General features: G+C 50.0%; 12 protein-coding genes. 4 read left to right on the forward strand and 8 right to left on the reverse strand.

Going from position 1 to position 13,513, the window contains the following annotated elements; all coding sequences use genetic code 11:
• Window positions 1-257: 257 nt before the first annotated feature.
• The 3 genes from AC6ROY_RS23995 (at window position 258) to AC6ROY_RS24005 (ending at window position 3,721) form a co-directional block, all read left to right on the forward strand.
• On the forward strand, window positions 258-1,781 hold the full coding sequence (locus tag AC6ROY_RS23995) for an extracellular solute-binding protein (RefSeq protein WP_500103088.1): 1,524 nt from the start codon (window positions 258-260) through the stop codon (window positions 1,779-1,781).
• An 82-nt stretch (window positions 1,782-1,863) separates the two neighbouring features.
• Window positions 1,864-2,817, forward strand: a complete 954-nt coding sequence (locus AC6ROY_RS24000; RefSeq protein ID WP_500103089.1) for an ABC transporter permease — start codon at window positions 1,864-1,866, stop codon at window positions 2,815-2,817.
• Window positions 2,818-2,848: 31 nt separating this feature from the next.
• Window positions 2,849-3,721 carry a carbohydrate ABC transporter permease gene (locus AC6ROY_RS24005; protein ID WP_500103090.1) on the forward strand — a complete coding sequence of 291 codons (873 nt, stop codon included), beginning with the start codon at window positions 2,849-2,851 and terminating at the stop codon, window positions 3,719-3,721.
• Between the two features lie 129 nt (window positions 3,722-3,850).
• Here the strand turns inward: AC6ROY_RS24005 and AC6ROY_RS24010 are convergent, their stop codons facing one another.
• The 7 genes from AC6ROY_RS24010 to AC6ROY_RS24040 form a co-directional block, all read right to left on the reverse strand.
• Complete coding sequence (locus AC6ROY_RS24010) at window positions 3,851-4,771, reverse strand: alpha/beta fold hydrolase (protein WP_500103091.1); 921 nt, start codon at window positions 4,769-4,771, stop codon at window positions 3,851-3,853.
• A 238-nt stretch (window positions 4,772-5,009) separates the two neighbouring features.
• On the reverse strand, window positions 5,010-5,615 hold the full coding sequence (locus tag AC6ROY_RS24015) for a pentapeptide repeat-containing protein (RefSeq protein ID WP_500103092.1): 606 nt from the start codon (window positions 5,613-5,615) through the stop codon (window positions 5,010-5,012).
• A gap of 302 nt (window positions 5,616-5,917) precedes the next feature.
• Window positions 5,918-7,624, reverse strand: a complete 1,707-nt coding sequence (locus AC6ROY_RS24020; RefSeq protein WP_500103093.1) for a GMC family oxidoreductase N-terminal domain-containing protein — start codon at window positions 7,622-7,624, stop codon at window positions 5,918-5,920.
• The gene (locus AC6ROY_RS24025) at window positions 7,617-8,276 is read right to left on the reverse strand and encodes a hypothetical protein (protein WP_500103094.1); all 660 of its coding nucleotides are present in this window, start codon (window positions 8,274-8,276) and stop codon (window positions 7,617-7,619) included. Before AC6ROY_RS24025 ends, AC6ROY_RS24020 begins: the two co-directional genes overlap by 8 nt.
• A gap of 72 nt (window positions 8,277-8,348) precedes the next feature.
• Window positions 8,349-8,483: an ABC transporter substrate-binding protein gene (locus AC6ROY_RS24030; protein WP_500103095.1), complete on the reverse strand. Its 135-nt coding sequence runs from the start codon at window positions 8,481-8,483 to the stop codon at window positions 8,349-8,351.
• A 54-nt stretch (window positions 8,484-8,537) separates the two neighbouring features.
• Entirely contained in the window at window positions 8,538-9,311 is a 774-nt protein-coding gene (locus tag AC6ROY_RS24035; RefSeq protein WP_500103096.1) for a helix-turn-helix domain-containing protein, read from the reverse strand.
• A 759-nt stretch (window positions 9,312-10,070) separates the two neighbouring features.
• On the reverse strand, window positions 10,071-11,777 hold the full coding sequence (locus AC6ROY_RS24040; RefSeq protein ID WP_500103097.1) for a hypothetical protein: 1,707 nt from the start codon (window positions 11,775-11,777) through the stop codon (window positions 10,071-10,073).
• 655 nt (window positions 11,778-12,432) lie between these two features.
• Here AC6ROY_RS24040 and AC6ROY_RS24045 point away from each other — a divergent pair.
• Window positions 12,433-12,738 (forward strand): hypothetical protein, encoded by a 306-nt coding sequence (locus AC6ROY_RS24045; protein WP_500103098.1) that lies wholly within the window; start codon window positions 12,433-12,435, stop codon window positions 12,736-12,738.
• A gap of 97 nt (window positions 12,739-12,835) precedes the next feature.
• Here the strand turns inward: AC6ROY_RS24045 and AC6ROY_RS24050 are convergent, their stop codons facing one another.
• Window positions 12,836-13,324, reverse strand: coding sequence for a pentapeptide repeat-containing protein (locus tag AC6ROY_RS24050; protein WP_500103099.1), 489 nt, complete (start codon window positions 13,322-13,324; stop codon window positions 12,836-12,838).
• Window positions 13,325-13,513: the final 189 nt, after the last annotated feature.

Genomic DNA, 13,513 nt, shown 5'->3' on the forward strand with positions numbered 1-13,513 from the left:
CCGCACAGATCGCATAACAGACATAATCATTAGCCCAGATTGCGGGCTGCGGCAAGGAAAATCCGGTCCGAAAGCGCTGAATGACTGTGCCGTATGGGGCAAGGATTATATTCAAAACACGGCTTACTCCGTATAGTAAGGCATGTCAGAGCTCAGAGCTGTTGGGATGACACGGAAGACTACGAAAGCATACTACTGAGAGCAGCAAGCGAAAGAGCGAACAAACACAGATCCAATTAATGGAGGTTAGAATTCAGATGGCAAAAAAAACACGCCAATGGGTAGCGACGGTTGCAACGGTCGCCGTAGCGGGCAGCATGCTCGCAGCTTGTGGAAATAACAAAGACACCAATAACGGAGCAGAGGGCTCCTCGAACCCGTCTTCAGGCCCCGTCAAGTTCAGCATGATGGTCAACCTGCAAACGCCGGAAGTGCCTTCGGACAAGCTGGAAAAATATATTGAAGAAAAAACAAATTCGCAAATCGACATCCAATGGGTACCCGACGGCTCGTATGACGAGAAATTCCAGGCAGCCTTCGCTACCGGCACGTTAGCGCAAGCCGTATTTCTGAAAAACTCCGCTTCCTTCGCACTCATGCGGGATGCAATCAAAAACAACCAGTTCTGGGAAATCGGCCCTTACCTCAAGGATTACCCGAACCTGGGTAAGCTGGATGCCAAAATTTTGGAAAACACGAAGGTAAACGGCAAAATCTACTCGCTGTATCAGGAGAGACAGCCTGCGCGCTCGGGTCTGGTTATTCGTAAGGATTGGCTGGAAAAGGTTGGCGCAAGCATGCCAACAACGACCGATGAGCTTTATACGGTACTGAAGAAATTCAAGGAAGCGGACTTGGCTGGCAACGGCAAAACGATTCCGCTCGCCGATCGCAACGATCTGGTGTACGGCTCCTTCAAAACGGTCGCCACCTTGTTCGGTACCCCGAACGGCTGGGGACTCACGGACGGCAAGCTGACGCCGGATTTCATGAGCAAAGGGTATATGGACACCTTGAAGTTTTACAAAAAACTGCATGGCGAAGGACTGATCAACCAGGATTTCCCGGTAACGAGCAAAACCGACCAGCAAAACCTGATGTATACCGGACGCTCCGGCGTTTACATCGGCACGATGGGCGACGTGAAAAATATGCAGGACAAAACAACGCCAAATGTGCCTAACGCGCAATATGATGTGTCCAACGACTTGAAGGGCGCTGACGGCAAGCCTGTCACTTGGGGAACGAACGGCTACGGCACGCTGATGCTGTTCCCGAAATCCTCCATTAAATCAGAAGCTGAGCTGAAAGCGATTCTCTCCGTGTTCGATAAATTTTTCGACAAGGAAGTTGCTGACGCCTTGAAGTTCGGTATCAAGGATCAAGGGCATTACACGGTTGACAGCGAAGGCAAAATTGTCAGCAGCACGGACATCAAGCTTGTTGAAAAAGAAGTTCGTCCATACCTGAACATGGCCCTGGCCGAAACGACAAACGTTTCTCCACAGAAATATGCTTCGGCCTCGCTGGAGAAAGCCAACAAGCTGTCCAACGAAGCGGCCAAGTTTATGATCAGCGACCCGACCGCAGCGCTGGAGTCCGCTACCCAAACCGAGCGCGGCACACGGCTGCAGGAGCAAATGAAGGACGCTACGTACCAATTTATTATTGGTAAAATCGACGAAGCCGGCTTCAAGGCAGCCATCGACAAATGGCTGAAGGACGGCGGTCAAAAAATTATCGACGAATACAACGCCTCCTACGCCAGCTCCAAAAAATAATCGCAAGCACCGTCAGGAGGGAGACAAGCTCTTTCGTCCCCCTCCTCTTTACAAAGACTAACCAGGAGAAGGAGACGCTGTTATGCAAAATACAACTGCCGAAGCAGGGTCGGTGAGATATAGAGAATCCGGCGACAAAATTTGGCGAAGAATGCTTCGCAACAAAGTGATGTACTTCATGATTTTACCAGGGCTTCTGTACTTCATTATTTTTAAATATATTCCGATGCTCGGGCTCGTGATCTCGTTTCAGGACTATCTTCCCTACAAGGGCATTCTGGGCAGCGAATGGGTAGGGCTCAAGCATTTTAACCGCTTGTTCACCGAGCCGGAGTTTTGGACGATTCTTAAAAATACGCTGCTAGTGTTTGTGGTCAACCTGACCTTCTTTTTCCCTGTTCCGATTCTTCTTGCTGTCATGCTGAACGAAGTATCCCATTCGTTGTTTAAGCGGTCGATTCAAACGCTCGTCTACATTCCGCACTTTTTATCCTGGGTTATCATCGTCTCTATTTCATTCGTCATGTTTACAATGGATGGCGGTATTATCAATGAAATGCTTGCTTTCTTCGGATTTCAGCCGATCAACTTCCTGATGAGTTCAGGCTGGTTTTATCCGATGTATGTCCTTCAGGTCATCTGGAGAGAAGCCGGATGGGGTACCATTGTCTATCTGGCTGCCATGTCCGCCATCGACCCCGGTCTGTATGAGGCGGCCCGGATGGACGGAGCTGGACGCTTTCGTCAAATTTGGCATATTACGCTTCCCGGCATTCGCACCGTCATTATCGTCATGCTGATTCTCAAGGTCGGCAGCGTGCTGGATACAAGCTTTGAACATATTTTCCTGCTGCTCAACTCCATGAATAAAAATGTAGCGGAAATTTTGGATACCTACGTGTACACGGCCGGGTTGAAGCAAGGACAATACAGCTTCAGTACCGCGGTCGGCTTATTTAAATCGGTCGTCAGCTTTATTCTGGTCATGGGCTCCAACTGGCTGGCGAAAAAATTTGGCGAAGAGGGCGTCTACTAAGCTCGTTCTGAAACTTGAAGGAGGAAGCAGCATGCAGCAAGATAAAAGATGGGGAAGCCGATTGTTCGATGTCGCGAACTATTTGTTGCTGGCCCTCATCGGGCTTATCACCGTTCTCCCGCTCCTGCACGTATTGGCCGGATCGCTGACCACGGTGGAGGAGATGGCCCGCAAGCCCTTTGTATTGATTCCAACCGAATATACGCTGAGCGCATACCGGTATATTTTGTCCACGCCAACGATTTTCAAGTCGCTGGGCGTGTCCATCTTCGTTACCGTCGTGGGAACGCTGATCAGTATGGTTCTGACCTCGTTTATGGCTTATGGCCTGACGCGCAGAGATTTGGACGGACGCAAATTCATCAACCTGCTTATCGTATTCACCATGCTGTTCCACGGCGGCTTGATCCCTTCCTTCCTGGTGGTCAAAAGCCTGGGTATGATTGACAGCGTGTTCGCCATGATCATTCCGTCCGCCATCAGCGCGTTCAACCTGATCATTTTGCGCAGCTTTTTCCAAGGTCTTCCGGACGGCCTGGAGGAATCGGCCAAGCTGGATGGCTGCGGCGACTTCGGCATTTTCGCCCGAATCGTGTTGCCTCTGTCCTTGCCTTCGATTGCGACGATCGGCTTGTTTTATGCCGTTACGTACTGGAACTCCTACTTCAACGCCATTATGTTCATCAACGACGCCAACAAGTGGCCGGTACAAATTCTGTTGCGGCAGATCGTTATCGCTGCAAGCGGCATCGCGGCCAACACCGACGCGGACTTCGTCAAGCCGCCGGAGCAAACGATCAAGATGGCCGTCATCGTCGTTTCGACGATCCCGATTTTGCTCGTCTATCCGTTTATTCAGAAATATTTTGCCAAGGGCGCGCTGGTCGGCTCTGTAAAGGGTTAAGCCATTCCGCTCCGCTGCTCAAACAGGACGCCAGCCTTGATCATCTCGTTCAAGGTCAGCGTCCTGTTTTCATGGCAAGCGTTTTGTACTGCAGGTTCACACGCTCCGCCGCCTATTCGCCAAAGGCAGTTACTTATGCTTGCTCAGCCAGCCTATGACATCGGAGGTCGCTTCCTCGCGATTAAGCTCGTTCAGCAGCTCGTGCCGCGCCTGCGGATAAATGATTAATTTGACATCCTGAATCCCGGCTTCCTTGAATAAATTCATAATTGAAATCGCGCCTTGCGAAAATTCAGTCGCCGGGTCCTGGTCGCCGGTAATAATCAGAAAAGGCAACGTTGGCGCTATGTTTCGCACCTCGGCTTCCTCATAGATAAGCTTGTAGTCTTTGACCATTTCATAGAGGAACCCGGCTGTGACCGGCGCCTGTACATAAGGATCGGCCAAATATTTATCTACCTCAGCTTCATCCCTCGTAATCCAGTCCGCCGGGGTGCGAGCCGGTTGGAAGCTGGCATTCATCGCGCCAAATACGCTGTCAAGCAGAGCTGGATCTACATGGTCATACCCATGCTCGCGAATCGCCGCCTGAGACAACGTGGTTGCAGCGTCCAGCACGCCCTGAATATGCGCAGGACCGCACAACACAACCCCGCTCAACTCCCCGCCGCCGTATTGCTGCAAATACGTCCGGGTCACAATGGTGCCCATGCTGTGGGCAAATATGTACACGGGAACGTTGCCGTATTCCGCTGCGGCGAGTTGATGCAGCTGATGCAGGTCCGTCGCCATGCGGTTAAATTCATCCGCTTTAAGCGTCGTAATACCAGGCGTGGTCCGCGTCCGTCCATGTCCCCGCTGATCCGGCGTGTAGGAAACGTAACCGTGCGAGGCCAATTCCGCCGCGAATCTCGCGTACCTTCCGGCATGCTCCAAAATTCCGTGTACGATAAGCACAATCCCTTTTAGCTCAGCGCCGGCTGCCGGCTCTTGCTTGTCCGCATAAATGGTAACGCTGTCATTTGTCTGAAACGTGATTTCTTTCCTCATGGTTGAAGTCTCCTCTACATTCAGATTGATTGCGGCTCCCTGATCCCCGGTTATAAACAGCCCCGGCAGGACAGCCTTCACGCCTACGTTAGGTTGGGCAGCAAAAAAGAGTCACAAACAGGGCGCCCCCGGCGGGGTACGCAGCTGCTGTGACTCTCCAAGGTCTCCACCACAACTTTTAACTTGGTCTAATCGTATCCTATTCGCGACAGCGTGTCAATGCGGCGGCCGGAGACGATCAGTCTACCTTCACGCCAAAGGATTTCATAAAAGCGACAGCCTGTGAGCTGTCCATACGCACACCTTTCAGGTCAAGCTGTTTCAGGTCCACACCATCAAGGATGGCTCCCCGCAGGTCGGCCCCTTGCAATCTGGCCTTCCCAAGCGATGCCCGGGTCAAGTCCGCCTGTCTTAAATCGGCTTTTTCCAGCTGAGCCTCCGTAAAATCTGCCTCCATAAACCGCACATGCCTAAAATCCTGCTTGTTAAATCGGGCTTGCCGCAGGTTCGTATACGACCAGTCTCCCCCGGCTATTGTAATCCCGTCCGTCTGGGCGCCAGACAAGTCGGAGCCCGTCATTTTGCAGGACGTAAACTTCGCAACAAACAAATTTGCCCCAACAAAGCTGCAATTTTCAAACGCGGTCTCCGTATGTACAGAACCGTTCAATGCCGTCCCCCGGAAGCTGCATTCCATGAATCGGCAGCCGCTTGTTGCCGCCTCCTCCAGGGAAGCATGTTCAAAGGTGCATTTTACGAACGTACATTTAATCAGCTCGCCGTACCGTAAATCTTTGCCGTCAAAGCTGACCTTCTCATAGGCTTGACCCTTGTATTCGTACATAAGTGTCTCCTGCTCCCCGCCATATTTCATTTATAACCTGCACGAAATCCGCTTTCCGCAAGCTTGTCGCCTATCCTAACCAACAGTAGCACATCTAAATATGACAGCATTATGTCATCATTCATCAGGTCCCCCTGAAATTATTTTTCAGCCGTCGACGCTATGAAAAGAGCCCGCCCCGGAGAGGGACGGCCTTGACCTGCAGTATGAATCGTCGCTCAGAAGGCGAAAGCTTTTGATGGCTCTCTGTCTTGCGGAGGCGGCCCTATGATCAGGATTGGCCCGGATCAGGCATGTCTCATTTAGTTAAAATATTTGTCTGCGAGCTTCTCCGCTGTCCGCGTGGCGAGCGCCTGGGTCGTCAGCGTCGGATTTGGGCCGCCGAGTCCGTTGAAGTGGACGCTGTTGTCGGCGATAAACAGCCGTTTAACCTGGTAGGCTTCGCAGTTCGTATCCACGACAAATCCCATCCGCATCGTGCTTTCCAGGTGAAGCTGAAAGGCGAAGGGCGTATCGGAACGAATGATTTTTTTGGCGCCAGCCGCCTTGAGTGACTCGCAAGCGTATCGGGCGAGCCGATCCCGCCTTTGCAGCGTTTTGGCGCTCGGGGTGTAATGAACGATCGGGATCGGGCCATGTTCATCCTTCAGCACCGGATCAACCTCGACCCGGTTGTGGTACAGCGTCTCGTCGTCGGTCAGCAGCAAATAGGTCATCGTCCGGCTGTAATTCATCATCAATTCCTTCAGCTCCGGACCGACCACCCGCCCGCGTAGATCCCACGGAGCCCCCGGCTCCCGCGGTCGCAACGCATCGTAGCCAGCTTCGCTGAACCCATACGTCAGGAAGGACATCAGCCCCGGGCTAAGACAGGACACTTGAAAAATTCCCGTGCCCGGAATATCAACCCTGGCTCCGGACGTATGGCCCATGTACGGATATACGGACGGAAGCCCCATTATGCTCATCAAATCCTTCTCGTCAAATACACCGCCGACCCAATCAAAGCAATGATTGGTCAGTCCCCGGCCGACCCAGCCGTTGTACGGCAGCTCCGAGTTCAGCCACAAGCGCGGCGATTCGATGCAGCCGGCTGCCAGCACGACCGCTTTTGCGGTCAGCTCGCCAATTTCGCCGGTCCAGGTGTCGCGGAACCGTACGCCAGTCGCACGGAGCCCGCCCTGCGGATCATGATCCGTCAATATTTTAATCGTAAAGGAATTGGGCCGAATCGAAACGTTTCCCGTCTTCAGCGCAAGCGGAACATAGCTGACAAGTGTCCCCCGTTTGGCAATTCGGTCAACCGACGGTCCGGCTGTGCATCCGTTTACGCAGTGGCCTTGCAAATTGCACCCTTCCATCTTGTTCAGCTGCTCAATGGAATAATTAGGGTCCATCAGGTGCTCATTGGGCGGCAAGATGGCATTCGGATTCGGACGGTAGCCGGGGCTTACGACGTCAAGCGTCCGATTGAGGCTCCAGCCCATTTTTTTCACCCCGTAGTAAAACAGCTCCTCCTTAGGCGTCGTGGGAGAAAAGTTAACGGGCAAGATCGCTTCAACCTTCTCATAATAAGGAACAAGCTCCGCATAGCTGATTGGCCATACACCATCGACGGCGCTCGGGAATGCCCGTGGCGACTGCGTCCAATAATGCTGCGTCGTGCCTCCGACTCCGGACAGCTGCCAAATATCGCCCTTCTGACGCATAATCCGGTGCCACGGCGCTCGCCGCCGGTCCGCCGGTCCGAACCGGAAGGCTCCCGACACCACATCGTTCATATTGTTTTCGTACCGATTGTAAATTTGCTTGTAAATATCTACATCGAGATCATGAAAGCTGGAGCTCCATTCGCCGCCCCGGGCGCTGTTCGGGTCCGGCCACTTCTTGTTTCCGTAGAACGGTCCGGCCTCCAGCACAAGCACCTTCAGCCCTTTCTCCGCAAGCTCCTTGGCCGCTACCGCACCGCCCCCGCCGGAGCCGATGACAATGACGTCTGCATCATACAATGGCGTACCCCCCTGCCTGCCTTACGATAAACAGCTCAAAGCCGCGAAACGCACGGTAGCCGGAGGACACGCCCGGATATTCAGCCTGCCGCCATCCGACTGGAAAATATTCCAGCCTTCGCCGGGTCGGCGTATCGAGCCGGGTCGTCCCGTATGCCGGCCATTCCGAGTAGTTGCCAAACATCGTCCCCCGGTTCAAATAATCGACGATAAACCGCACCAGTCCGCCGTCATCCTTATAGGGAGGCAGCAGGACGCCGAGATCCAGTTGAAGCTGCTCCAGCATAGCCAGCACCCGAATCCGGTCATCCGGGTGAAGTGCGGAGAACGGACTGACTGCCCAGATCGAGCCATTCGGCGCATACTGCGCTCCGCCCGCAGCGACGAACTGAACGGCCCCCGCATTCAGCAAATAAGCGGTCGGCCTGGACAACGGGAAAACAGTCAGACTGATCCCGAACATCAGCGCTAACGTATGATCGAGCTCCCAGATCATGTACTCATGCACGTGCAGCCCGACGGCTCCGATCACTTGCCCGGGCCCAAACGCGGCGAAGGCCGGCGTAGTCGGGATGATCGCTGCGACTAGTGCCCGGAAGGTTTCATAAGTGCTCTGATCGACACTTTTAGCGTACATGTTGGCTGTCTGCATGAAGGCCGCCTCCCTTAGCCCGAGTTCAGTCAGCATAGGGCTTCGCTCCAATTTATGGGCAGGCGGGATGAATTATGACTTGAACCGAAATTGAATGAACAGCGTAGGGGCGATTTTCGTTAAGCTGGCAAAAGAATTCCCCATAAAATCTTGACCAATAATCAGGTCAGGCTCCAAAGCTAAAATGCTTTCAAAATTTGGTTCCACCTGCCATCCTAAATTTTTCTGTCCTTGCAGACGATCAGCCAGATAGGTTGAAAATTAATCGCTGCCTTCTCCGTTGCTTGACGCCGCCTTTGGCACGATTCCAAGCGACAGCAAATAGTCGGTAGCGGCTGGAAACAATGAAATAATCGTTTGGGGCTCTCCTTTAATCGTCGTTTCTCCCCATGCATGCTTAATGACTTTATCCGGTCCGGACGATTGCTGGCCTGCTTGTCCACGATTTGCCTGCTGGGCTGCATGGCTGTCTTGTCCATTTCGATTGGCAGCTGTCGGGTTTGCTGCGCCGGAGCATGCAGAAATCAACAGTGTAAGACTGAGCATAAGAAATAACGTGATGGTCTGCTTCGGGTTCATAGGTATGCGTAAATCCCCTTTTGATTTATATTGATAATCATTATCATGAATACCAATATAACGACGAAATGTACGCCTGACAATGGAGAATTCTGATCTGTCCCTAGCATTATACCGATCGTACGGCGAATGAGCGTAGTTTGCTTTGAAGCGTCCAGGCGATACGCCCGCATGCTTCTTAAACATACGATTGAAGTACACCGCGTCCGGAACACCCACGCTTTCCGCAATCGTTTGCAGTGATGCATCGGTATGCAGCAGGAGCTCCCTTGCTTTATGGATGCGAACGCGCGTCAAATATTCAATGAGACTGCTGCCCGTCTCTTTTTTAAATTTTCGGGATAAGTGCCTCGCACTGCAATCCAGCAGCTCCGCCAATGCATCCACCGTAAACGGCTCTGCATAGTGCTCATGCAAATAACGGACGGCTTGCGCCACCAGATCAGGCTTGATCAATGAAGTTCCCTGTGCCTCCAGCTGCCGCAGCAGCTCGTGAACAAATTGATAAAATAACGTTTTGACCTGGAATTTGGAGAGGGGATCGGCTTGCTTCCAGAACTGATCAAGACTGGTCACATACGTGTAAAAAACAATCGGATAGTGGGGAGCAACAGCATATTGCACGTGAAAAGGGAGCTGCCGCTCCAGCAGCGCTTGAAGCTCCCTGCTGGCCGGCAGCGGAAGGCGGGCCCGATAAAAAATCATATAATACTCAAAGAAGTCCTCGACTTCGGTAATATCCATCGCTTACTAAGCAAAAACTTACGTAAAGAAGCAGGCGTGTTGATTATCCAGTAACAGGAAATGAAATTTGAAAAGAGGCCATACCTTTAGTAGAATCGGTAGTTACCACACCAACGATTCGAAAAAGGAGACCTCTCATAAACAAGATTACCCCATTTACAAACTTCGTGCAAACGTTACTTAGCGAAGATGAAGTGAAAGCAGTTGTGCAAGCCATCGGGTACCTACGATTTGTTCGGCGTTTGCGTTTCGATCAAATGGAACTACACGCAGGAGCGCCCCTGCCAAGAAAACTTCATCAGCGCGGAATGACAACTGCACCTTCATTTATACGACAACGGGTAAAAGCGGCCAAAGATGAACTGCTGCTGACACTCAGATTGCTTACATGCCAGAATGAATTGCACGGAAGGCAAACCGAAAAAGGTAACGGAAGAATAAGAGCTTTGTTTTGTACCCGTTTCACAAGCCCTACTTTATGAGCCTTCTCCTTATTAAATTACCATTCTTATCATGTTCAATCATATACCATTTTCCATCAGATGTAACAATAGTTTGGAGAATGTTATTAGCATTATACGAGTAGGCAAACTCTAAAGAGCTCGAATTAAATGTTGCTATACTATGTAGCTTCATATATGCTGTTCCATACCAGAACACTCTAAACTCCAACCGATGCCCAGGGTTGCTATTCATAAAATCCACACTAAACTTTTGAAGCTGATTCGCATAACCAAACTCATGTCTCATTATATCTCTGGATGCGATTATTCGATGGCCTGCATCTGCATCCGTGACTTCAAGAGTAGCAACTTTATTGTTATCCATCGTTAAATTGTCGATGAGAAGCGACCATTCCGCTCGCCATTTGCCTGGTCCCAGTCCGGATTCATACGGCCCGAAGCTTAAGTGTCCCGCTTGAGCCAGTCCCGGCGTAGCCGACCAACCGCCACTATCACTTCTGCCTATGTTATGGTGGAGTGCCTCCACTCCCCAGGTCTTACTCTCCACTATGGCTAAAACATTTTGAACTGACACATGTTTCAGCTTCACATATGCATTTCCGTACCAATACACTCTAAACTCCAATCGATGAGATGGGCTTAGGATATCAAATTGCATATTGAAATCTTGATACTGTGCAGCTTGAACGAACTGCTTTCGGGTAATATTCCGAACTGCCAGCACTTCTTCTCTGTCCGCATCGACCACATCCACTCGAATCACGTTCTCATCGTTCGCCGTGTTATTATCAATCATCATTGGCCATGTCACAGACCATGTCCCAGGACTCAGATTGGTGACATAAGGACCATAGCTCAGAAATCCTGATATGTCTTGACCTGTATTTACCGACCATCCATCACCATCTAGTCGACCTATAGAATGACCCAGTTCGGCTACCGACCACATTTTTTGCTTATCGAGCGTCTGTAGCGCGTACACTGAGGTAGTAGTGAGCTTGGTATAGGCAGTCCCATACCAGAACACTCTAAACTCCAAGCGATGCCCAGGGTTGCTATTCATGAAATCCACACTAAACTTCTGAAGCTGATTCGCATAACCAAACTCATGTCTCATTATATCTCTGGATGTGATTATTCGATGACCTGCATCTGCATCCGTTACTTCAAGAGTAGCAACTTTATTGTTATCCATCGTTAAATTGTCGACGAGAAGCGACCATTCCGCTCGCCATTTGCCTGGTCCCAGACCCGATTCATACGGCCCGAAGCTTAGGTGTCCCGCTTGATCCAGTCCCGGCGTAGCCGACCAACCGCCATTATCACTTCTGCCTATGTTATGGTGAAGTACCTCCGCTCCCCAAGCCTTACTCTCGACTATGGCAGAAACATGTTGAACTGACACATGTTTTAATTTAACATATGCATTTCCATACCAATACACTCTGAACTCCAACCGATGAGACGGGCTTAGGATATCAAATTGCATATTGAAATCTTGATACTTTTCAGCTTGAACGAACTGCTTTCGGGTAATATTCCGAACTGCCAGCACTTCTCCGCTGTCCGCATCGACCACATCCACTCGAATCACGTTCTCATCGTTCGCCGTGTTATTATCAATCATCATTGGCCACGTCACAGACCATGTTCCATGACTCAGACTGGTAACATACGGACCATAGCTCAGAAATCCTGATGTGTCTTGACCCATATTTGCCGACCATCCATCATCATCTAGTCGACCTNCGTCACAGACCATGTTCCATGACTCAGACTGGTAACATACGGACCATAGCTCAGAAATCCTGATGTGTCTTGACCCATATTTGCCGACCATCCATCATCATCTAGTCGACCTATAGAATGACCCAGTTCGTCTACCGACCACGTTCGACTCTTGAAATCATTATTTTGCATCTCCGCGTTTGTACTTGGTGAGAATGAGATTAAGGTAATGATTAATACGAATAGTAACACTGGTAGTCGTGTACATTTACTCAACATTTCAAATCCTCCGTCGTTTAGGGATTGCTGAACGATTTTTCACGCGAAATGCAGAGCCAGGCGAAGGCGCGAGAAGATGGCGAAAATAAGGAAAAAAGAACGCGGAGCCTGCGCTCCAAGTTCATCACGAGAAACTGCAGCGTCCCTCCTAATTCTTGAATTTTCGAGCTTCTTCCGGTGAAGAAACCACAACACGATGGTTAGTCGGGTTGTGGTTATCCAATGATTTATCTAAGTCGTTGCCCAGTCTTTAAAAATTTTTATAATTTCGTCTAAATTTAATGGACCACCTGCCTAAATATCACGGAACCGGGTCAGGCGTGGTCGGTTGACATTACCTACATCCGGATGCCCATGGGTGAATGTATCTGTTTGCCGTCATCGACTGGTATTCGCGCTACATCATCGACTGGCAGCTCAATCAAACGCTGGAGATTGGCTTTGTGCTGGAGACAATGAAACGAGCATTGATGCTTCGACAGCCCCGAATCGTCAAGGGGGACTCCCACGCCTTCGCTTTGGCTTTGTACTCCACCAGTGGACATCGCTATGCGGGACTCCTTATACTCCGAAATTCCAGTTCAAGCGTTCTCGTGTTGAGCTATGGAATGATAGAGCATGCCTTGTACATCTTTTCACACCTTAAAAATCTAAAAATACTGTCTTAACATCTTGTAGCACCATAGAACTCATGCTGTGACAATAACAGCCGTTCAATACCTATTCGCCAACGGATATTTCTACAGAGCTAAGATTAATGTTGTCCTAGTTTTGTTGCAATAATGCACCCAATAATTGAGGGTCAAAGTTCTGAGGCCAAATGGTTGAATTGTTATACACAGCGCCTTTTAGACTTGCTTGTTCTAAGCCCATACAATTCATAACAGTTCCTAATAAGATTGCACCTTCAAAATTAGCATTGCTTACAACGGCATTAGTTAGATCGGCCTTACTCAGGTTAGCATTGATAAAACTGGCAAAGTTACATCTGGTCCTAACTAAGATTGCTTCTTTAAAAAGAGCATTACTCATATTACACATCACTAATGATGATTCAGTTAGATTCGCTTTGCTAAGATTTGCTCGAATTAGTTCAGCATTCCGTAGATCTGCTTTATAAAGACTAGCACCAGTTAAAGAATGCTCGTTGAGAATTGCCCTATGAAAGTTGAATCCATCCAATTGGGCGTACTCTAATGTCTCAGCATTAATATGAATTGGCTCATCGAGAGAATAGCTCAGTATCTTTATCATTGAACTTACCTACCTTTACTTGTTGCCCCAGTCATTTGGGTCAATTTTTAGTTGAGACCAAGGTATTACTTGAGAGGGACGGCCACCAGGATAAGGTCTGTATTGACATAGTTAAGTAACTCAACTTTCGCAGAACGAAAATCGGCTTTAATGCACGATGTAACTGAATTGAAGGCCAGTTCATTATGG

It is taken from the genome of Paenibacillus sp. sg306046, from assembly GCF_059821225.1.

Coding starts and splice junctions, on each gene's coding strand:
- AC6ROY_RS24010 (WP_500103091.1), bottom strand. CDS start 4,771: ATGAGGAAAGAAATCACGTTTCAGACAAATGACAGCGTTACCATTTAT.
- AC6ROY_RS24045 (WP_500103098.1), top strand. CDS start 12,433: ATGTATCTGTTTGCCGTCATCGACTGGTATTCGCGCTACATCATCGAC.
- AC6ROY_RS24005 (WP_500103090.1), top strand. CDS start 2,849: ATGCAGCAAGATAAAAGATGGGGAAGCCGATTGTTCGATGTCGCGAAC.
- AC6ROY_RS24015 (WP_500103092.1), bottom strand. CDS start 5,615: ATGTACGAATACAAGGGTCAAGCCTATGAGAAGGTCAGCTTTGACGGC.
- AC6ROY_RS24040 (WP_500103097.1), bottom strand. CDS start 11,777: ATGGGTCAAGACACATCAGGATTTCTGAGCTATGGTCCGTATGTTACC.
- AC6ROY_RS24050 (WP_500103099.1), bottom strand. CDS start 13,324: ATGATAAAGATACTGAGCTATTCTCTCGATGAGCCAATTCATATTAAT.
- AC6ROY_RS24000 (WP_500103089.1), top strand. CDS start 1,864: ATGCAAAATACAACTGCCGAAGCAGGGTCGGTGAGATATAGAGAATCC.
- AC6ROY_RS24025 (WP_500103094.1), bottom strand. CDS start 8,276: ATGCAGACAGCCAACATGTACGCTAAAAGTGTCGATCAGAGCACTTAT.
- AC6ROY_RS23995 (WP_500103088.1), top strand. CDS start 258: ATGGCAAAAAAAACACGCCAATGGGTAGCGACGGTTGCAACGGTCGCC.